Annotated in this window: 20 protein-coding genes; 13 read left to right on the top strand and 7 right to left on the bottom strand. The window is 60.1% G+C overall.

The genetic code is table 11. From position 1 onward, the window contains the following. Window positions 1-82: 82 nt before the first annotated feature. Complete coding sequence (locus FH08_RS0144585; protein WP_031364580.1) at window positions 83-859, bottom strand: enoyl-CoA hydratase; 777 nt, start codon at window positions 857-859, stop codon at window positions 83-85. Window positions 860-989: 130 nt separating this feature from the next. On the opposite strand from FH08_RS0144585, the gene paaN reads away from it, so the two are divergent. The 4 genes from paaN (at window position 990) to paaK (ending at window position 5,461) form a co-directional block, all read left to right on the top strand. After that, window positions 990-2,699: a phenylacetic acid degradation protein PaaN gene (paaN, locus tag FH08_RS0144580; protein ID WP_031364579.1), complete on the top strand. Its 1,710-nt coding sequence runs from the start codon at window positions 990-992 to the stop codon at window positions 2,697-2,699. A 120-nt stretch (window positions 2,700-2,819) separates the two neighbouring features. Further along, window positions 2,820-3,617: a 2-(1,2-epoxy-1,2-dihydrophenyl)acetyl-CoA isomerase PaaG gene (paaG, locus tag FH08_RS0144575; RefSeq protein ID WP_031364578.1), complete on the top strand. Its 798-nt coding sequence runs from the start codon at window positions 2,820-2,822 to the stop codon at window positions 3,615-3,617. 33 nt (window positions 3,618-3,650) lie between these two features. Continuing rightward, window positions 3,651-4,082: a hydroxyphenylacetyl-CoA thioesterase PaaI gene (paaI, locus tag FH08_RS0144570; protein ID WP_031364577.1), complete on the top strand. Its 432-nt coding sequence runs from the start codon at window positions 3,651-3,653 to the stop codon at window positions 4,080-4,082. 74 nt (window positions 4,083-4,156) lie between these two features. Next, entirely contained in the window at window positions 4,157-5,461 is a 1,305-nt protein-coding gene (gene paaK / locus FH08_RS0144565) for a phenylacetate--CoA ligase PaaK (protein WP_031364576.1), read from the top strand. 449 nt (window positions 5,462-5,910) lie between these two features. Here the strand turns inward: paaK and FH08_RS0144555 are convergent, their stop codons facing one another. Then, window positions 5,911-7,110, bottom strand: coding sequence for a murein transglycosylase A (locus tag FH08_RS0144555; protein WP_235210702.1), 1,200 nt, complete (start codon window positions 7,108-7,110; stop codon window positions 5,911-5,913). Between FH08_RS0144555 and FH08_RS54100 the strand changes: the two genes are divergently transcribed. Next, a complete protein-coding gene (locus FH08_RS54100; RefSeq protein ID WP_031364574.1) occupies window positions 7,076-7,198 on the top strand; it encodes a hypothetical protein in 123 nt (40 codons plus the stop codon). The genes FH08_RS0144555 and FH08_RS54100 overlap by 35 nt on opposite strands. A gap of 45 nt (window positions 7,199-7,243) precedes the next feature. Here FH08_RS54100 and apaG read toward each other — a convergent pair whose 3' ends face one another. Further along, the gene (apaG, locus tag FH08_RS0144545) at window positions 7,244-7,618 is read right to left on the bottom strand and encodes a Co2+/Mg2+ efflux protein ApaG (protein ID WP_031364573.1); all 375 of its coding nucleotides are present in this window, start codon (window positions 7,616-7,618) and stop codon (window positions 7,244-7,246) included. A gap of 277 nt (window positions 7,619-7,895) precedes the next feature. Between apaG and rpe the strand changes: the two genes are divergently transcribed. From rpe to FH08_RS0144500, 8 genes are all read left to right on the top strand, one after another. Further along, a complete protein-coding gene (rpe, locus tag FH08_RS0144540) occupies window positions 7,896-8,591 on the top strand; it encodes a ribulose-phosphate 3-epimerase (RefSeq protein ID WP_031364572.1) in 696 nt (231 codons plus the stop codon). After that, on the top strand, window positions 8,588-9,337 hold the full coding sequence (locus FH08_RS0144535) for a phosphoglycolate phosphatase (RefSeq protein ID WP_031364571.1): 750 nt from the start codon (window positions 8,588-8,590) through the stop codon (window positions 9,335-9,337). The genes rpe and FH08_RS0144535 overlap by 4 nt, the downstream gene beginning before the upstream one ends. 398 nt (window positions 9,338-9,735) lie before the next feature. Next, the gene (gene trpE, locus FH08_RS0144525) at window positions 9,736-11,232 is read left to right on the top strand and encodes an anthranilate synthase component I (RefSeq protein ID WP_031364569.1); all 1,497 of its coding nucleotides are present in this window, start codon (window positions 9,736-9,738) and stop codon (window positions 11,230-11,232) included. Window positions 11,233-11,246: 14 nt separating this feature from the next. Beyond that, window positions 11,247-11,831 carry an aminodeoxychorismate/anthranilate synthase component II gene (locus FH08_RS0144520; RefSeq protein ID WP_031364568.1) on the top strand — a complete coding sequence of 195 codons (585 nt, stop codon included), beginning with the start codon at window positions 11,247-11,249 and terminating at the stop codon, window positions 11,829-11,831. A 14-nt stretch (window positions 11,832-11,845) separates the two neighbouring features. Beyond that, complete coding sequence (gene trpD, locus FH08_RS0144515; protein WP_031364567.1) at window positions 11,846-12,877, top strand: anthranilate phosphoribosyltransferase; 1,032 nt, start codon at window positions 11,846-11,848, stop codon at window positions 12,875-12,877. 12 nt (window positions 12,878-12,889) lie between these two features. Further along, on the top strand, window positions 12,890-13,675 hold the full coding sequence (gene trpC / locus FH08_RS0144510) for an indole-3-glycerol phosphate synthase TrpC (RefSeq protein WP_031364566.1): 786 nt from the start codon (window positions 12,890-12,892) through the stop codon (window positions 13,673-13,675). Between the two features lie 21 nt (window positions 13,676-13,696). Next, entirely contained in the window at window positions 13,697-14,353 is a 657-nt protein-coding gene (locus FH08_RS0144505; protein ID WP_031364565.1) for a CYTH domain-containing protein, read from the top strand. Then, window positions 14,350-15,132, top strand: coding sequence for a uracil-DNA glycosylase (locus tag FH08_RS0144500; protein WP_031364564.1), 783 nt, complete (start codon window positions 14,350-14,352; stop codon window positions 15,130-15,132). Before FH08_RS0144505 ends, FH08_RS0144500 begins: the two co-directional genes overlap by 4 nt. Before the next feature lie 56 nt (window positions 15,133-15,188). On the opposite strand, the gene FH08_RS0144495 is transcribed toward FH08_RS0144500, so the two are convergent. The 4 genes from FH08_RS0144495 to FH08_RS0144480 form a co-directional block, all read right to left on the bottom strand. After that, the gene (locus FH08_RS0144495) at window positions 15,189-15,785 is read right to left on the bottom strand and encodes an FMN-dependent NADH-azoreductase (RefSeq protein WP_031364563.1); all 597 of its coding nucleotides are present in this window, start codon (window positions 15,783-15,785) and stop codon (window positions 15,189-15,191) included. 148 nt (window positions 15,786-15,933) lie between these two features. After that, window positions 15,934-17,733 (bottom strand): M61 family metallopeptidase, encoded by a 1,800-nt coding sequence (locus FH08_RS0144490; RefSeq protein WP_031364562.1) that lies wholly within the window; start codon window positions 17,731-17,733, stop codon window positions 15,934-15,936. Window positions 17,734-17,902: 169 nt separating this feature from the next. After that, window positions 17,903-18,634 (bottom strand): DsbC family protein, encoded by a 732-nt coding sequence (locus tag FH08_RS0144485; protein WP_031364561.1) that lies wholly within the window; start codon window positions 18,632-18,634, stop codon window positions 17,903-17,905. 47 nt (window positions 18,635-18,681) lie between these two features. Then, window positions 18,682-19,854, bottom strand: a complete 1,173-nt coding sequence (locus tag FH08_RS0144480; protein WP_031364560.1) for a UbiH/UbiF family hydroxylase — start codon at window positions 19,852-19,854, stop codon at window positions 18,682-18,684. Window positions 19,855-19,941: the final 87 nt, after the last annotated feature.

Here is a 19,941-nt window from a genome sequence, read left to right as displayed (position 1 = left end):
TTCCCTTCGCCTCTTCGTGAAGCGAAGGAACGGAATTCTAGTGCCCGTTTCTCACTCGCGCAAGGGGTTCGCGAAAAGAATTTCAACGGTGCTTAAAAACCGGTTTCCGCTTCTCGACAAATGCGGCCATTCCTTCCTTCTGATCTTCGGTGGCGAAGAGCGAATGGAACATGCGACGCTCGAAGTGAACTCCTTCTGCCAACGTCGATTCATATGCGCGATTAATGGACTCCTTCGCCATCATTACCGCCGGCAGCGAGAAGCTCGCGATTATCGATGCCGCGTCCAATGCTTCGTCCAACAAGCTTGCCGCGGGCACAACGCGAGATACCAGGCCTGCGCGCTCTGCCTCCTCGGCGCCCATCATGCGTGCCGTCAGACACATGTCCATCGCCTTCGCCTTCGACACTGCGCGCGGCAGGCGCTGCGTGCCGCCGGCACCCGGGATCACGCCAAGCTTGATTTCCGGTTGACCAAACTTTGCGGTATCGGCGGCAATGATGATGTCGCACATCATGGCTAGCTCACAGCCGCCCCCAAGCGCGAAGCCTGACACCGCAGCAATGATCGGCTTGCGAATAGTGCGGATCGTTTCCCAGTTGCGCGTGATGTAGTCGCCCTTGAACGTGTCCATATAGGAATAGCCGGCCATCATGCCGATGTCTGCCCCAGCAGCGAACGCTTTTTCGCTGCCGGTCAATACAATCGCGCCGATGTTCTCGTCGGCATCGAACTGCTTGAGTACGACGCCGAGCTCATCCATCAGCGCATCGTTTAACGCATTGAGCGCCTTGGGCCGGTTCAGCGTAATCAGGCCGACTCGTCCGCGGACTTCGGTCAATAGATTCTCGTAAGCCATTCATTCCTCCTATGTGAACTCGCGCAAAAACGCTTCGCGCACGCGTCTCGAAAATGCTAACATTCGCAAACCAACCGGTCGGTCAATTAATTAACCGAGCGTCCATTACCGTTACTCATCCCTTGCCGCCATGACACATCCGCTATTCACGAAGCACGAAGCGACGCTTAATCAAGCGCTTGCCGCCATTGCAACACGTGGTTACTGGAGCCCGTTTCCCGAAATGCCTAGTCCCAAAGTGTACGGTGAAACGGCTAGTTCGGACGGCGAGGCGGCCTTCAAAGCACACCTCAACCAGACGTTCGATCTGGATCAACCGACAACCGGCGAGACGGTCGGCAATGAGCGTTCGCCCTTTGGGCTCGCGCTCGGAATTCGCTATCCGAAAGCGAACGTCGACGCACTGCTGGCTGCATCCGGGGCGGCTCAAAGTCAGTGGCGCGCGGCCGGTCCCGACGCGTGGGCGGGTGTAAGCCTCGAAATACTGACCCGGCTGAACAAGGCGAGTTTCGAGATCGGATACAGCGTCATGCACACGACCGGGCAAGCTTTCATGATGGCCTTTCAGGCAGGCGGTCCGCATGCGCAGGATCGCGCGCTGGAAGCGGTGGCCTACGCGTGGGACGAGCTTCGTCGAATTCCCGCCGAAGCTTATTGGGAAAAGCCCCAAGGCAAGAATCCCCCGCTCGCGATGCACAAGCGTTTCACCGTCGTGCCGCGTGGCACGGGTCTTGTGCTCGGTTGCTGCACATTCCCTACCTGGAACGGCTATCCGGGGATGTTCGCCGACCTGGCCACGGGTAACACGGTTATCGTCAAACCACATCCTGGTGCCATCCTGCCGCTGGCAATTACGGTACGCATCGCTCGCGACGTTTTGCGCGAAGCCGGATTCGACCCGAACGTGGTCACGTTGCTTGCGACCGAAGCGAACGATGGCGCCATCGTTCAGGATCTTGCGCTGCGTCCCGAAATCAAGCTGATTGATTTCACCGGCAGCACGCAAAACGGCAACTGGCTCGAACGCCATGCGCACCAGGCGCAGGTCTACACGGAGAAGGCCGGCGTGAACCAGATCGTGATCGATTCCGTCGACAACCTCAAAGCCGTTGCCAGCAATATCGCATTCTCGCTGGCGTTGTACTCCGGCCAAATGTGTACGGCGCCGCAAAACATCTACGTGCCACGCGACGGCATCCATACCGGCGAAGGCCACATGAGCTTCGACGACGTCGCGAAGGCGCTCGCAGCTGCCGTCGAAAAGCTGGTCTCCGATCCGGCCCGCGCAGTCGAATTGACGGGTGCCATTCAGAATGATGGCGTGATGGCGCGCATTGCCGACGCCCGGCAACTGGGCGAAGTGCTCACGGACAGCCAATCGCTTGCTCACCCCGCGTTCCCTGATGCCCACGTGCGCTCTCCCCTCATGTTGAAAATGGACGTTCGCACCGACGCCGCAAAATTCACGCAGGAATGGTTTGGCCCAATCTCGTTTGTGATTGCGACGGACTCGACAGCGCAGTCTCTCGATTTGGCGGGATCGATTGCGGCGGAACACGGTGCCCTCACGTTCTCTGTGTACAGCACAGACGATGCAGTGGTCGACGCAGCCTACGACGCAGCGATTCGCGGTGGCGTCGCGCTCTCGATTAATCTGACCGGCGGCGTGTTCGTCAACCAGACTGCGGCGTATTCCGACTTCCACGGCACCGGCGCCAATCCCGCAGCAAACTCGGCGTTGTCGGACGCAGCGTTCGTCGCGAACCGCTTCCGCGTTGTTCAAAGCAGAGTGCATGTTGCACCCAAGACCGCGCCGGCAACAGTCGGCCAATCGGCATAGGTACCCGCCCCGCAACGCCGCGTGAAGGCATAGGCCATTCGGCCTAATGGAAAGCGGCGTTGGGCACGGCTAGTATCGAAGGCATGCGTATTTGCACAACTTAGCCAGCAAGGAGACACCATGTCCGGCAACGGCAATTCAATCGTCATCAGTATCGACGACGGCACGCGTGTCGCCACGCTGACGCTCAATCGTCCCGATAAGCTGAACAGCTTCACGAGGACGATGCATGAGGAATTGAGCGAAGCGCTCGATCAGGTCGAAGGAAGTAACGCCCGAGCATTGGTGATCACGGGGGCGGGCCGCGGTTTTTGCGCCGGCCAAGATCTCGCGGATCTTGACTTCACACCCGGGGCGATGACCAACCTGGGCGCGCTGATCGACCAGCATTTCAACCCCCTCGTGCGCCGCCTGCAGGCGTTGCCGTTGCCCGTGATCGCCGCCGTCAACGGTATCGCCGCCGGTGCCGGAGCGAATCTCGCCATGGCATGCGACCTGATAGTCGCGGCGCGTTCAGCAAGTTTCGTCCAGGCTTTTGTGAAAATTGGTTTGTTACCGGATTCCGGCGGCACGTGGCTCTTGCCGCGGCGCGTTGGTGAAGCACGGGCGCTGGGCCTCGCGTTGACCGGCGACAAGCTGGGCGCCGAACAAGCTGAAGCGTGGGGACTGGTCTGGAAGGTGGTCGACGACGAGCAATTGCCGAGTGCGTCGCTCAAGCTTGCCACGCAGCTCGCGCAGCAGCCCGCGAAGGCCATCGCTGCAATCAAGCACGCTATCCGTGCCGCCGCGAACAATACGCTCGATCAGCAACTGGATCTGGAGCGCGACGTTCAACGCGAACTGGGTGACTCGCACGACTACGTCGAGGGTGTCGCCGCCTTCAAGGAAAAACGCGCGCCCCGCTTCGACGGTCTCTGAAATTCGATCAGAAAACTCCGGGAGAACGCAGCAATGACGCCTGAAGAACTCGCCAACGCGACCGCACAAGCCATGTACAAAGCGGATGCATGCAGCCGTGCGCTCGGACTCGAACTCAAGGAAGTTCGGCCCGGGTACGCGCGCATGCAAATGAACGTCCGTAACGACTTTCTGAACGGCCACGGCATCTGCCACGGCGGACTCATTTTCACGTTGGCCGACTCCACGTTCGCGTTCGCCTGTAACTCGCACAACATCAATACGGTCGCGGCAGGCTGTTCCATTGAATTTCTGCGTGCGGTGAAGGGCGGAGACCGCTTGTCGGCAGAAGCCGTCGAACAATCACTGACGGGACGAACCGGCATCTACGACATTCGCGTCACGAACCGCGAAGGCGAAACGGTCGCCATGTTCCGGGGCAAGTCGTCGCAGATAAAAGGCCATCTGGTTCCCGTCGGATCCTGACCCACTCTACAAAACATAGCGCCCGTACGAACTTGATTCGGGCGATTGATTGACGATCAAGAAGGAGACACTCGATGAACAACCCGCTTCCGCTGGACCCGATCGAGACGGCCAGCCGCGACGAACTAATGGCGCTTCAGCTCGAACGCCTCAAGTGGTCACTCGCCCACGCGTATGAAAACTCGCCGGTGTACCGCCGCAAGTTCGACGAAGCAGGCGTTCATCCGGACGACGTGAAAACCCTGGCCGACTTGGCGCGGTTCCCGTTCACGACAAAGAAGGATCTCCGCGATAACTACCCGTACGGCATGTTCGCCGTTCCGCACGACCAGATTTCGCGAATCCACGCGTCGTCGGGGACGACGGGCAAACCAACCGTGGTTGGTTACACGGCGAAGGACATCGACACCTGGGCAAATCTCGTCGCGCGTTCCATCCGGGCTGCGGGCGCACGGCGTGGAGACAAAGTGCACGTCAGCTACGGTTATGGCCTGTTCACCGGTGGCCTCGGCGCTCACTACGGTGCGGAGCGTGCCGGGTTGACCGTGATTCCGTTCGGCGGCGGCCAGACTGAAAAGCAAGTGCAACTTATCCAGGACTTTCGCCCCGACATCATCATGGTGACGCCCAGCTACATGCTGTCGATCGCCGACGAACTCGAGCGTCAGGGCGTGCATCCTGCCGATTGTTCGCTGCGTATCGGCATCTTCGGTGCGGAGCCGTGGACAAACGACATGCGCACGGCTATCGAAAAGAGGATGGGCATCGACGCTGTCGATATATACGGACTATCGGAAGTCATGGGGCCGGGGGTGGCGTCGGAGTGTGTCGAGACGAAGGATGGGCCGACGATCTGGGAAGATCATTTTTATCCCGAGATCATCGATCCTGAGACCGGCGAAGTCTTGCCAGATGGCGAACTGGGCGAACTCGTATTCACTTCGCTGACCAAGGAGGCGCTGCCGATCGTCCGTTACCGGACTCGTGATCTCACCCGGCTTTTGCCGGGCAGCGCGCGAACGATGCGTCGGATGGAAAAAATCACGGGGCGCTCGGACGACATGATGATCGTGCGCGGCGTCAATGTATTTCCAACGCAGATTGAAGAGCTCCTGCTCAAACAACACGCACTCGCACCGCATTATCAAATCGTGCTGACGAAGGAAGGTCCGCTCGACGTGCTCACGCTGAATGTCGAACCCTGTCCTGAAACTGCCCCGGATACGGGTGTTCTCGATCAGGCCAAAGCCGCACTCGCTTACGACATCAAAGCCTTGATCGGCGTCAGTGCAGTGATTCAGGTGTTGGGTGTGAACGGCATCGAGAGGTCAGTCGGAAAGGCGCGGCGCGTGATCGATCGGCGGAAAGCAGCGAGTTGATTGTGTCAGCCCAGCTCAAATCCGGCGCTTACGGCTGAAGCGGTACCTGCATCGGCACGCCCGCTTTTGTGCGGTCGATCGGTTACGCATGATCGATTGTGGCGATTGGGCGGGGCGCTGTCGTCGGAGCTCGCGTTCGAACTCAGCCGGCGCTGACCGTGTTCGCCCGGCGGCATCAGCTATCTCGACCAGCCGAACGTGACCGGCGTAACCGGTGTAACCAGCGGAATCGGAAATCAGTGGGATCGAAGTTTTGCAAAGAATCCACAGAACCCGCCCCGTGCGTTAGACGTGACAAACACGTGACGAACGCCACATCTAACGCACGTATCGCGATCCGGCGTAATAAAGAAAAACGAAGCACGCGGAGAAACAAAACCCGCTGAACAGCCGCTAAACGCAAACGGCTGCTCTACCCCAGCAACGATCTCCCAATCCAAACCACCCGCTCACGAATTCGGCAGCAACAGCCACATCCTGCCGCCCTGCTTCATCCGGCCGGCGAGATCCCCTGCATCGTCGCCCAAACCCCAGAAATAATCCGCACGCACGCCGCCCTTGATCGCGCTGCCGGTGTCCTGGGCGAACACCAGCCGATTCATCGGCGCATTGCTCAACGGTCGAGTGGTCTGCAAGAAAACCGGCGTGCCGAGCGGGATAGAGGACGGATCGACGGCGATCGAACGTTCGGGCGTAAGCGGAACACCCAGCGCGCCTACCGGCCCGGCTCCCACGCCAGCCGCCAGCGTTTCCGTTCCCGGCATCTCGCGGAAGAACACGAAGCGCGGATTGACGTCGAGCAAAGCATCGACACGCGACGGATTCGCTTTCGCCCACGCCTTGATACCTTGCATCGTCGCCTGTGCGGGTGTGAGCTCACGCCGATCCAACAACTCACGCCCGATCGATTTGTATGGCTGGTTGTTGGTCCCCCCAAACCCGACACGCATGGTGGTCCCGTCTTCCATCACGACCTGTCCCGAGCCCTGGATCTGCAGGAAGAACGCTTCGATAGGGTCGTCGACCCACACCAGTTCATTGCCGTTCAACACGCCCGAATTTTCGAGCTGGGCGCGCGTTGGTAACGCGGTGCCAGGTTTGAACCGATACGGCCATCGATACAACGCATACTGATAAAGCCCGTGACGCGTACGCGAGCCGCGCAACAACGGCTCGTAGTAACCGGTCACGAGACCGTCGAGCGTGCCGTCGGTGTTGGCCAACTGGAATGGCGTGAAATACGCTTCGAAGAATTCGCGAGCGGCGTTCATGTCGAGATCGTCGAGCCTCAGCGCCGCCGCGCACGCCCGGCGCCACGCGGGCTGTTGCGCGAGACGGCTGCAGTTCTGGCGCATCGCGGCTGTTGCGCCGAGCAGCGAGTCGTCCTGCCACCCAGGCACCTGCTGCCAGCTCACGGCAGTCAAGCGATTAGCCGCACGCTGTCCCGTGATGATCGGCGCACCGGTCGGCGGCGAAAGATTCCCGGACTTGATCGCGCCGCCGCCACCGCACGAAGCGAGCAGAACTGCTGCTGTGATCGACGCCGCCCATCCCGCCAATCCGGCGAGCGGACGAGTGAAACGCATACAATGTTCGTTCTTGATGAGAACCGCCATGTCTGATCTATTCGACGAATACCCAATGCTCATTTTTGCGCTCGAGTCTTTCCTGGCGCTGCTTCTGCTGATCTTTATCGTCGTGTGGACGGCTTCGGGCAAGAAGAAAAACAGACGCTAGGAGCGCCTCGAACGCCATGATCGCACGTGCATCAGCGCTGCCGATTTAGTGCAGCGTACGCGGCATGTGCAACGAAAACTCGGCAATGGGCACATCGAAACGTTCGCCGTCTTCGGCGACGCAAAAATACGAGCCGCGCATGGTGCCAACGGGCGTCGCAATGACAGCCCAGCTCGTGTACTCGAATTTCTCGCCGGGCGGCAGCAATGGCTGGTTCCCCACCACGCCAAGGCCCTTTACTTCCTGAACCACGTCGTCGCTGTCGGTGATGATCCAGTGGCGCGAGATCAGTTGTGCCGCGACCTGGCCGGTATTGCGGATCGTCAAGGTGTAGGCGAACGCAAACTGGTGAGCGTCCGGATCCGATTGTTCAGGCAGATATTGCGTCTGGACAGCTACGCTGAATTCATACTGGCTCATCGCTTTTCCAATTCAAAAATGTGCTGCGCGGGTTCGAACCCCTCCCCCTTAAGGACAGGGGTCCGGCGCGGGTTGCGCGAATTTGCGTGAACGTCAGGTGACGCATTCTGCTTGATGCAGCCGGTGCCCGCAACAGAACGCCACTGGCTGCGAGGCCTTTGTCGAATGCGCGAAACGCCCGCTGAAGGCTGCTGGACGGGACGTAGGCCATTCGGTCAGCGGTCAAAAGTGTCGTCACGCTGTAAAATGCATTTTCCGCTCGCAACCGGCCGACGTCATGACGCAATTTCGCCTGTCCCCCAGTATTTTGTCCGCCGACTTCGCCATTCTCGGCGAAGAGGTCCGCAATGTAGTCGCCGCTGGAGCAGACTGGATCCACTTCGACGTGATGGACAACCATTACGTCCCGAACCTGACAATCGGCCCTTTGGTCTGCGAGGCGTTGCGTCCGCATACGGACGTGCCTATCGATGTGCATCTGATGGTGCGCCCGGTTGACCGTATCGTGCCCGATTTCGCGAAAGCCGGCGCTAATGTGATCAGCTTTCATCCGCAAGGTTCGGACCATATCGATCGCACGCTTTCACTGATCCGCGATCACGGCTGCAAGGCCGGTCTCGTTTTTAATCCGGCAACGTCGCTGAATCATCTGGACCACGTGATGGACAAGGTCGACCTGGTGCTGATCATGTCGGTGAATCCGGGGTTTGGCGGCCAGTCGTTCATTCCAGAAGCGCTGAACAAGCTGCGCGAAGCACGTCGGCGTATCGACGAATACAAAGAGCGAACCGGACGCGAGATTCATCTCGAAGTGGACGGCGGCGTCAAGATCGACAACATCCGAGAAATCGCGGAAGCGGGCGCGGATACATTCGTGGCTGGATCGGCCATTTTCGGCCACCATAATTACCACGACGTGATCGCCCAAATGCGCGCCGAGCTGGCTAAAGTGAATACCGGAGAGGCACGATGAGCGAACTCGCGGCGGAGCTTCCGGCGTTCACGAACAAGACACTGCGCGCGGCGATCATCGATCTCGACGGGACAATGATCGACACCGCCGACGATTTCGTCGCCGCGCTAAATGGCATGCTGGCGCGGATTGGCACGAAGGCCACCGATCGGGACGAAGTCATTGGCTACATAGGGAAGGGTTCGGAGAACCTGATCCGCAGCGTGCTGGCCGTGCGATTTTCTGCGTTGGAAGCCGCCACGAAATTCGAGGATGCGCTCGCGATCTATCAGACCGAGTACGCTCGCATCAACGGACAGCGCGCCACCCTCTTTCCTGAAGTCACGGAAGGCTTGAAAGCGCTGCGGGATCTCGGTTTGCCACTGGCGTGCGTGACGAACAAGCCGCACCGATTCGCCGTTGAGCTGCTGACCAAATTCGGTTTGGCGGAATATTTCAAGGTCGTGCTCGGCGGCGACTCCGTTCCGCAAAAGAAACCCGATCCGGCGCCTATGCTGATTGCCTGCGAGCGGCTGGACGTGCTGCCGCGCGAAGCTGTGGCCATCGGGGATTCGGAGAATGACGCGCTCGCGGGTCGCGCAGCGGGCATGGCGACGCTTACGGTGCCTTACGGTTACAACCACGGCAAACCCGTGCACCTGGTGAAATCCGATGGTATAGTTTCTTCCCTGCTAGGTGCCGCACAGGCAATAGCAGCAACCATGGCCGCGCCCGCTTCACCCGGCGCGACAACATCGACTGACTAGTTCAATCCTCATGTTTCTGAACAAAAAACGGAGTCTGAGCAGCATCGACCGGGGAGCCTGGCCCTGGCGTCGCTGGTCGCGCTAACCTCGCCCGAGGGTCGCTGAAGCTCGTCTTCGGCAACCGTTTTTTGTTTCGCTGCGCATGCCGCGCGCCGATCCCGCCGACTTGTTTTACCTTGATGCCTAGCCTGATCCGCATCATTCGTTGCGCCCAAATTTCGTTTTGCGGCCGTGCCGTTTTAGCAAATGGCTACCGCCGGTACGATTGGGACAGCGTTTGCAGCATCAGGCGACGCACAAACGAGAGCGAGATTCGCGCCGTGCGGTAAATTGTCCGCAGCGCCCAGTGTGTGCTCGATGTCGCCAAATCCAACAAGCGGCACGTAAAGGATCAGAACATGACCGAACTCGAATTCCAATCGCTGGCGAATGAAGGTTTCAACCGCATTCCGCTAATCGCCGAGGCGCTGGCCGACCTCGAAACGCCGCTTTCGCTTTATCTCAAGCTGGCTCAAACCGAGCGCAATGGCGCCAACTCGTTCCTGCTGGAATCGGTGGTGGGTGGCGAGCGCTTTGGGCGTTACTCGTTTATCGGCTTGCCGGCCCGCACGATGATTCGCGTGCAGAACGGCGTGTCGGAAGTGGTGAAGGACGGCAACGTCGTTGAGACGAGCCAAGCTGATCCGCTGACGTTTATCGAAGAATTTCAGAAGCGCTTCAAGATTGCGCAGCGTCCGGGACTACCGCGCTTTTGCGGCGGTCTCGCCGGGTATTTCGGTTATGACGCCGTGCGTTATATCGAAAAGAAGCTGGCGCATACGGCGCCGCGTGACGATCTTGGTTTGCCCGATATCCAGTTATTGCTGACCGAGGAAATGGCGGTTATCGATAACCTTGCCGGCAAGCTTTATCTGATCGTCTATGCCGACCCGACTACGGCCGAAGCCTACACGAAAGCCAAGCAGCGCCTGCGCGAACTACGCGCTCGTTTGCGCACAACCGTGCAGCCGCCGGTGACGTCGGCGAGCGTGCGCACCGAGACGTATCGAGAGTTTGCGAAGGACGATTACCTGAACGCGGTGCGTAAGGCGAAGGAATACATCGCGGCGGGCGAATTGATGCAGGTTCAGGTTGGCCAGCGGCTCGTGAAGCCGTTCCGCGATAACCCGCTCTCGCTGTATCGCGCGCTTCGCTCGCTGAATCCATCGCCGTATATGTATTACTACAACTTCGGCGGTGAGTTTCATGTGGTGGGCGCATCGCCGGAAATTCTCGTGCGGCAGGAAAAACGTGGCGAAGAGCGGATCGTGACCATTCGCCCGCTCGCCGGTACGCGGCCGCGCGGCAACACGCCCGAACGCGACGCCGAGCTCGCGACCGAATTGCTGAATGACCCGAAGGAAGTGGCCGAGCACGTAATGCTGATCGATCTGGCGCGTAACGACGTCGGCCGGATCGCGCAGACAGGATCGGTGGTGGTGACGGACAAGCTCGCGATCGAAAAGTACTCGCACGTCCAGCACATCGTGAGTTCGGTAGAAGGCAAGCTGAAGCCCGGCACCACGAATTTCGACGTGCTGCGCGCCACCTTCCCCGCCGGCACGCTGTCGGGCGCGCCGAAAGTGCGGGCGATGGAAATCATCGACGAGCTGGAGCCGGTGAAACGCGGACTGTACGGCGGCGCTTGCGGTTATCTGTCGTTCACGGGCGAGATGGATCTCGCCATCGCGATCCGCACCGGTCTCATCCACAAGGGCAATTTGTACGTGCAGGCGGCGGCAGGTGTCGTCGCGGATTCGGTGCCCGAGTCCGAATGGCAGGAGACGGAGAACAAGGCGCGAGCAGTCCTGCGCGCCGCCGAGCAAGTGCAAGACGGCCTCGATAGCGACTTCTGATCCGGAGAAAGACCATGCTGCTGATGATCGACAACTACGATTCGTTCACCTATAACCTGGTCCAGTATTTCGGCGAACTGGGCGAGGACGTGCGGACTTTCCGCAACGACGAAATTACCCTCGATGAAATCGCGAAGCTGAATCCCGAGCGGATCTGCCTTTCGCCGGGGCCGAGCAATCCGCAACACGCCGGCATCACGCTCGACGTGCTGCGTGAATTTTCCGGAAAGATCCCTATTCTGGGTGTTTGCCTCGGCCATCAGGCCATCGGCGAGGCATTCGGTGGACGCGTGGTGCGCGCACAAACCATCATGCACGGCAAAGTCAGCACCATCGAAACCGATTGCCGTGGGGTGTTTTCCGACCTGCCGAAACATTTCAGCGTGACGCGTTATCACTCGCTTGCCATCGAACGCGAATCGTTGCCGGATTGCCTGGAAATATCCGCGTGGACGCCCGACGGCGAAATCATGGGCGTGCGTCATAAGGAACTCGCGGTCGAGGGCGTGCAATTCCACCCGGAATCAATTCTCTCCGAGCACGGCCACGCGCTGCTCGAAAACTTCGTCAAGAGCCCGGCGCAAGGCATTCGCGCGTGAACCGAGATCCAATCATGACTATTACGGCCCAGGAAGCGTTGCAACGGACGATTGAGCATCGCGAGATTTTCCACGACGAAATGCTGCACCTGATGCGCATGATCATGCGCGGCGAGATGTCGCCGGTGATGTCCTCCGCGATCATCACGGGTTTGCGCGTGAAGAAGGAAACGATCGGGGAGATCGCGGCGGCGGCGACTGTGATGCGCGAGTTCGCGAATCACGTGAACGTTCCGGATAGCGAGAATCTTGTCGATATCGTGGGCACCGGGGGCGACGGCTCGCACACCTTCAACATCTCGACGGCCACCATGTTTGTTACGGCGGCCGCCGGCGCGAAGGTGGCGAAGCACGGTGGTCGCGGGGTATCGAGTAAATCGGGCAGCGCGGATGTGCTTGAGGCGCTGGGCGTGAATATCGATCTTCAGCCGGAACAAGTGGCGCTGTCCATTGCCGAAACAGGCATGGGTTTCATGTTCGCGCCGAACCATCATCCGGCGATGAAAAACATCGGGCCAGTGCGTCGCGAACTCGGCGTGCGGACGATTTTCAACATCCTCGGTCCGCTGACCAACCCGGCCGGCGCACCCAATCAGTTGATGGGTGTGTTCCATGAGGATCTCGTCGGCATCCAGGTGCGCGTGATGCAGCGCCTGGGAGCTAAGCACGTGCTTGTGGTGTACGGCAAGGACGGCATGGACGAGGTATCGCTGGGTGCGGCGACGGTCGTGGGCGAGCTGCGCAACGGTGAAGTGCTCGAGTATGAGATTCATCCGGAGGATTTCGGCCTGCAGATGGTGTCGAACCGGACGCTGAAGGTCGCCGACGCGCAGGAATCGAAGACCATGCTGCTCGGCGCGCTGAATAACAAGCCGTGCGTCGCGCGCGAAATCGTGACACTGAACGCGGGCACGGCGCTGTACGCGGCCAACGTGGTCGAATCGATCCAAGCCGGCATGGCGCTGGCGAAAGAGGTGATCGCGAGCGGACAAGCGCGCGAAAAAGTCGATGAACTCGTGCGCTTCACACAGCAATTCGCCAAATAATGAGGCCAGGACATGAGTGACATTCTCGATCGCATCATCGAAGTCAAACGTGGCGAAGTTCGCATCGCGCAGGAAAGCGTATCGCTCGAGGAACTGCGTTTGCAGGCGAGCACGCGCGACTCGCGCGACTTCGTCGGCGCATTGCGCGCGAAGCACGCTGAAGGGAAGCCGGCGATCATTGCGGAAGTGAAGAAAGCGAGCCCGTCGAAGGGCGTAATACGCGAGAACTTTGTTCCCGCCGATATCGCGAAGTCGTATGAACGAGGCGGCGCCGCGTGTTTGTCAGTGTTGACCGACGTGCAGTTCTTCAAGGGCAGCATTGCGTATCTCGAGGAAGCGCGCGCCGCGTGCAGCCTGCCGGTCCTGCGCAAGGACTTTATCGTCGATCCATATCAGGTCCTCGAAGCCCGCGCGATGGGCGCCGACTGCATTCTGTTGATCGCCGCCGCACTCCAGCCCTTGCAAATGCGTGATCTGGAAGCGTACGCGCACTCGCTCGGGCTAGCGGTGCTCGTAGAGGTTCACGATCGCGACGAACTCGAGCAATCGCTCACCCTGAAGACGCCGTTGATCGGAGTTAACAACCGCAACCTTCGCACGTTCGAGACATCGATTGAAACGACGATCGGCATGCTGGACATGGTTCCCGAAGACCGTATAGTGGTGACCGAATCGGGCATTCTGAGCCGTGTGGATGTGGACCGTCTGCGTGCCATGGACGTGCAGACGTTCCTGGTCGGCGAGGCGTTCATGCGCGCCGACGACCCCGGTACCGAACTGGCGCGAATGTTCTTCTGACGCTGTTGCACGGAGTTTATTTTGAGTATTGAACGCGAAGTCAAACTGGCGCTGCCGACATCGAAACACGGCGAAATAGCGAAGGACCTGACGCAACGCACCGGTCAGGAAGGCCGCAAGGTCCAGCTCACCAACGTGTACTTCGATACCCCCGGTCGCGCGCTCGCCAAGGCCAAAAGTGCGGTGCGCCTGCGTGGCACGCCGGATCAGTGGCTGCAAACGTACAAGACGGCGGGTGAATCGCAGGAAGGTTTGCACAATCGGCACGAGTGGGAATTGCCGGTTGCAGGCGTTGCGCTGGAAATCCCCGCCTTGCTTGAAATCTGCGACAACGAGCATGCTGCCAACGCACTCAGCGACGCCGCGCCCGAATTGATCGCCCTGTTCCGCACGGATTTTTCGCGCGTGATCTGGGACGTTGAGATTGACGGTGCGAAAATTGAAGCGGCGCTGGATCTGGGCGAGGTGGTGACTGACGTGGACGGCGAGCGCCGCACTACACCGATCAGCGAACTCGAACTCGAGCTGAAATCCGGCAACGAGGAAGCACTGAACACACTCGCGGCGCAAATGCGGGGCGCGTTCCTCTATCTCCAGCCTGAAGACGCCAGCAAGGCACGCCGGGGCTACGATCTCTGCGAGCCCACAGTGCCCGGCCACAACGGTGGCGTGAAATGAGTCAGGCGTCGCTGTTTGAAGCTGAGGCTGCCAAAGCCCAGTCGCATACCTCGCTGGAAGGTCAGTTCGACGCACTGCCGGCGGACTGGCGCAAACATCTGAAGGCTTTTGTCGAGAGCCCGCATTACGCGGCGTTGTGCGCGTTCGTCGATGCCGAGCGCGCCGCCGGCAAGACCGTGTATCCCGCCGATGTCTTCCGCGCCTTGCGCCTGACTCGTCCCGGCGACGTGAAGGTCGTGATCCTCGGACAGGATCCGTATCACGGCGAAGATCGCGGTGCGCCGCAGGCTCACGGCCTGGCGTTTTCGGTGCCGGCGCCGGTCCGGCCGCCGCCATCGCTGAAAAATATCTTCAAGGAAATCAACGCCAGCCTTGGTTTTACTGCGCCCGCTCACGGTTGCCTCGACGCGTGGGCGCAGCAAGGCGTGCTGCTGTTGAACACGTCGCTGACGGTGGAACGCGATAAAGCCGGCAGTCACGCCAAACGTGGCTGGGAGCATTGCACCGACACCCTGATTCACGAACTGGCCCTTCGGCACGAACATCTCGTGTTCATGCTTTGGGGCGCCCATGCGCAGGCAAAACGCGGGTTGATTGCGTCGGCGGTGGCGGCTGGAAAAGCGCATTGCGTGCTGGAGGCGCCTCACCCCTCGCCTCTGTCAGCGCATCGCGGCTTTCTGGGCTGCGGGCATTTTGTGGCGGCGAATACGTATCTGGAACAACATGGGCGAGCCACCATCGACTGGCGTTTGCCTGATCCGGCCGACAGACCCGCGTAAAAAAACCCGCCGATGTCGCACGACACGGCGGGTTTTTAAAAAACTACTTCACAAGCTTACAGCGCGGCGATCGAGTCGCGAGCGGTAGCCAAGGCGGCGCCGGCAGCGTCCGGGCCCATCGCCAGGCCTTCAGCGAAGATAAAGCTGACGTCGGTCATGCCCAGGAAGCCCAGGAACGACTTCAGATACGGTGTTTGCGAGTCGTTCGGCGTGCCGCTGTATTTGCCGCCACGTGCGGACACAACGATCACCTTCTTGCCCGTTACGAGACCTTCAGGGCCGTTCGCGCCATACTTGAACGTGATGCCAGCGCGGGCGATCCAGTCAAAGTAAGCCTTCAATTGCGACGAAATGCCGAAGTTGTACATCGGCGCTGCGATCACGACTACGTCAGCCGCTTGCAGTTCGGCGATCAGCGCTTCGCTCTTGGCGTGGATGGCGTTCTGTTCGGCAGTGCGCTGGTCGGCAGGCGTAAAGAATGCGCCGAGGGTGGCATCGTCGAGATGGGAAAGGTTGTCGGCGAGGAGGTTACGCACCACCAGCTTCGCACCCGGGTGCGCTTGCTGCAGCTTCGCCGACACTTCGTCAGCCAGCAACGTCGATTGGGCGCCTTGCGAGCGGGCTGCGGAATTGATTTGAAGAATGGTCGTCATGATGATTCCTGTGTCTAGTTGAGTTCGAGCACGGATCGCGCTCTGACAGGACGTATTCTTCTTTTTTACGACGCCGGGAACAAGCTGTGCACTTGTGAAGGATTGTTGCAACAGTAGAACAATCCGAATTTAACCGTGCATTTCTTCCTTAACCTTTCAGCCAGCGTTCGCGCCATTGCTTCGACGGACCACGCCCATCGGCAGTGGAAAGCACATAGCGCGATACTTCCGGCGGGTCGAGTTTGACCTGCGCGACGCGCAACTCGTCGCGCCGGAACGCGTGCACTTCCACCTTCGCGCCGGGCAAATAGCGCGCAAGCAGCGTGTCGAGATTCGATCCCGTTACGCGCAAGCCGTCGATTGCAACCAGCACGTCACCCGCCGATAACCCCGCCTTCTGCGCCGCACTGTTCTCATGCACGGCCGCGAGCACGCAATCCGTGCCGTTGCGAACGCGCGCGCCAAATGATGGTTTCGCCGCGGTGCCGTTGGTCGCGACATCCGGCGCGAACGTGATGCCAAAGGGCTCGAACAAAGTATCGAGCGGCAGATCGCGCGTGCCGTGAACACCCTCGCGAAACAGCTTTTTCAAGTCGGCGCCGGTCGCCTCGGCAAACAGCGCTTCCACTTCGCTTTCTTCGATACCCCGCGCTTTGCCGTGATAAAAATCGCGGCCGTAGCGTTGCCACAGAAGCCGCATGACGTCGTCGAGTGACTTCTTGCCTTCGGTTTGCGCGCGAACCGACAGGTCGAAAGCGAGCGCGACGAGCGAACCCTTCTGGTAATAACTGACAATTGCGTTCGCCGCGTTTTCGTCCTGCCGATAATATTTGACCCACGCGTCGAACGAGCTTTCGGCTACGGTCTGCTTGAGCCGCCCCGATCCGCGCAACACGCCGCCGAGCGTCTTGCCCAGAAGCGAAAAATACTCGCTCGCGCTGATCAGCCCGCTGCGCACGAGCATCAGGTCGTCGTAGTACGACGTAAAACCTTCGAACAACCACAGCAGCGACGTGTAATTTTCCTGCGATAAATCGTAAGGCGCGAACGCCGCGGGTTTGATCCGCTTCACGTTCCACGTATGGAAATATTCGTGGCTGCAAAGACCCAGATACGTTCGATAGCCGTCCGTCACATCCGGGCGCCCGGCAACAGGGAGATCGGCGCGATTGCAGATCAGCGCCGTCGATGCACGATGTTCGAGGCCGCCGTAACCATCGGCGACGGCGACCGTCATGAACACATATCGATCAACCGGCGCCTTCTTCGTACGCGGCTCGAACAACGCAATTTGCGCTTCGCAAACACGCTTGAGGTCGGTTTCCAGGCGGTGCATATCGAGACCGGTCACGCGGCCTGAAATCACGATGTCGTGCTTCGCGCCGTGGGCATCGAAAGAACCGAGCGCGAACTCGCCCAGCGTCACGGGATGATCGATCAGCGCATCGTAGTCCGGCGCCTCATACGCGCCGAAGCCATAGCGCTTCGTGCCGCGCGCCTCGGGCAATGCCGTCGCCACGCGCCAGTTCGCGTATTGCGTGCCGGCAGGCTTTTGAATATCGACGATGCAGGGCGCATCCGCCTGCCCTTCCACCGCGAGGAACACGCTCGTGCCGTTGAAAAAACCGATGGTGTCGTCGAGATGCGCGGCACGCACCGACAAGTCCCAGCCGTAGACCTCGTAGCGCAGCGTGATCGGACCATCGTGCGGCGCGGTTTGCCACGCGTGCTTGTCGGTTTTATCGATGGCTAGCTTGCGGCCAGCCGCGTTGAACGCCTGCAGCGTGACGATATTGCGGGCAAATTCTCGGATCATGTAACTGCCCGGAATCCACACAGGCAGCACGAAACGCTGACCTGACGGATCGGGTTGCGCAACGGTCAACGTCACTTCGAACAGATGCGCAGCGGGATTTTTCGGAACGATGGTGTAACGGATGGCGTTCATGCGTCGAGGTCCTTTTGTTCTTGTCGCCGGGCGTGGCTTTTTGGCCAAATTAGCGAGGCTTTTCGCGGTTCAACCGCTCATTGCAGAATCAGGCAAGTGGAAGTTCATGAAAGCGAAAGAGGCGCTTCGCGCGCCTCCTTCGTCATTGGTCGACTTATCGTCAACTCAATCAGTGAACCGCCGACAACTCCTTCTCCAGCCGATCTGCCGGCACCGCGCCGGGCAGACGGCGTCCATCGGCGAGGAAAACGGTCGGCGTACCGGTCACGTTCATTGACTGGCCGAGCTTCAGGTTCTTGTCGATGGCGGTCGTATCGCAGCTAGCGGCCGCGGTGGGCGCCGTGTGGTCAAGCATCCAGCCTTCCCACGCGCCCGAACGATCTTTCGAACACCAGATTGACTTCGACTTGACCGACGAATCCGGCGACAAGACCGGGTACAAGAAGGTGTAGACAGTGACGTTATCGACGGACTTGAGCGTGGTTTCCAACTGCTTGCAGTACGGGCAATTCGGATCGGAGAACACCGCGATCTTGCGCGCGCCCGTACCCTTCACTACCTTGACCGCGTTCTCGAACGGCAGCTTCGCGAAGTCGATCTTGTTCGTTTCCGCCAGACGCGCTTCGGTGAGATTCGTGCGCGTGCGGGTATCGACGAGATCGCCCATCAGCAGATAGTTGCCGGTCGCGTCCGTGTAGACGATCTGCGCGCCGAGGTTGACTTCGTATAGCCCCGGAACCGGCGACTTCTCCACGCTTTTGATGTCGGCGTCACCGATGCGCGATTGCAGCGTGGCCTTGATCTTGTCAGTGGTCTGATCGGCTTGTGCCGCGATGCCGATGCCAAACACCGCGGCCAGCGTGGCAGCAGCGACCAGGGCGCGGCGAAGAGTGATTTTCATTCGAGTTTCCGTCAATCTGAAGTAGGTGGGATGTTCGTAACCAAGACTTAACCAAGCGCCGCGGACACAAGCCAGCGTTTGACAAGCGGTTGTGCACCCACGAGCGCCATGCCTGTGTTGCGTAGCCCGCGAGCGAGCGTGCCGGGCATGGCGAAGAGTTTCTGCAGGCCGTCGCAGGCGAGCGTCAGTTTCTGGATGTCCTCGCGACGGGTGCGTTCGTATCGGCGCAATAAGACGGGGTCGCCGGTCGATCGGAATGCTTCCTTGTTGGCGAGGGTTTCGGCCAGCGCCGCTACATCGCGCAGACCCAGGTTCATGCCCTGCCCAGCCAGCGGGTGAATCAGATGTGCGGCGTCGCCAACCAGCGCCACACGTGGGCCGATCAGCCTGTCCACGGTTTGCAGCGCGAGCGGAAAACCCTGCGCCGGCGTCACGCATTCGAGCGCGCCGAGCATGTTTTGCGTAGCCTTTTCAACTTCCGCCGCGAGTTGGGCGGGATCGAGTTTCAAGAGGGCATCGGCGTGTTCGGTTTTAGCGGACCACACGAGCGAGACGTTGTCCCCGGGCAACGGCAATAACGCGATGATCTCGCCGTCGCGAAACCATTGATACGCCGTCTCACCATGCGGCTTTTCGCACTTGAAGTTCGCGACCACACCCGTTTGCCGATAATCCCGGCGTTGCATTTTCGCGCCCGTCTGCGCCCGCACCCAGGAATGCGCGCCGTCCGCGCCGACTACAAGGTCGGCTTCGAGCGTGTCGCCGTTTGCGAGGGTCAGATGGGCGGCGTCATCGTGGATGGTCAGGCCCTGAGCGCGCGAGTCGATCCACGTGAGATTCGGCTGGAAACGCAGCGCGGCATCGAGCGATCGTTCAATCAACGACGACTCCACGATCCACGCCAATTGCGGCACTGCGGCCTGGAACGCGGAGAAATGCAGCTCGGCGAAAGCGTCGCCGAAAACGCGCATGTCCAGCACCGGTCCGAGCTTGTCGCGCTCGAGCGCCTGCCAGACGCGAAGCCGTTCCAGCAGCGCCTGCGAGCTCGATGACAGCGCGTAAATGCGGGAATCGAAGCTGTCGGCGGCGGGCGCAGCCGCAGCGGGCGTTGCCAGCAGCGCCGTGCGCAGGCCGGATTGCGTCAGCGCAAGCGCCGCCGTCTTACCGACGAGTCCGCCGCCAACCACAACCGCATGAAAATTTCGTGAGTGGAAAGTCATACGTCCATTATAGCTGTCGGGGTATTTCGAGATTCGATGTGCAATGCAGTGTTCCAGCGGGTGCGGCGCCCTGAAGCTGCCCTGTAG

The organism is Caballeronia sordidicola (assembly GCF_000729995.1).
Classification (GTDB): Bacteria; Pseudomonadota; Gammaproteobacteria; order Burkholderiales; family Burkholderiaceae; genus Caballeronia; species Caballeronia sordidicola_A.
This window is presented reverse-complemented; position numbering and strand designations above follow the sequence as displayed.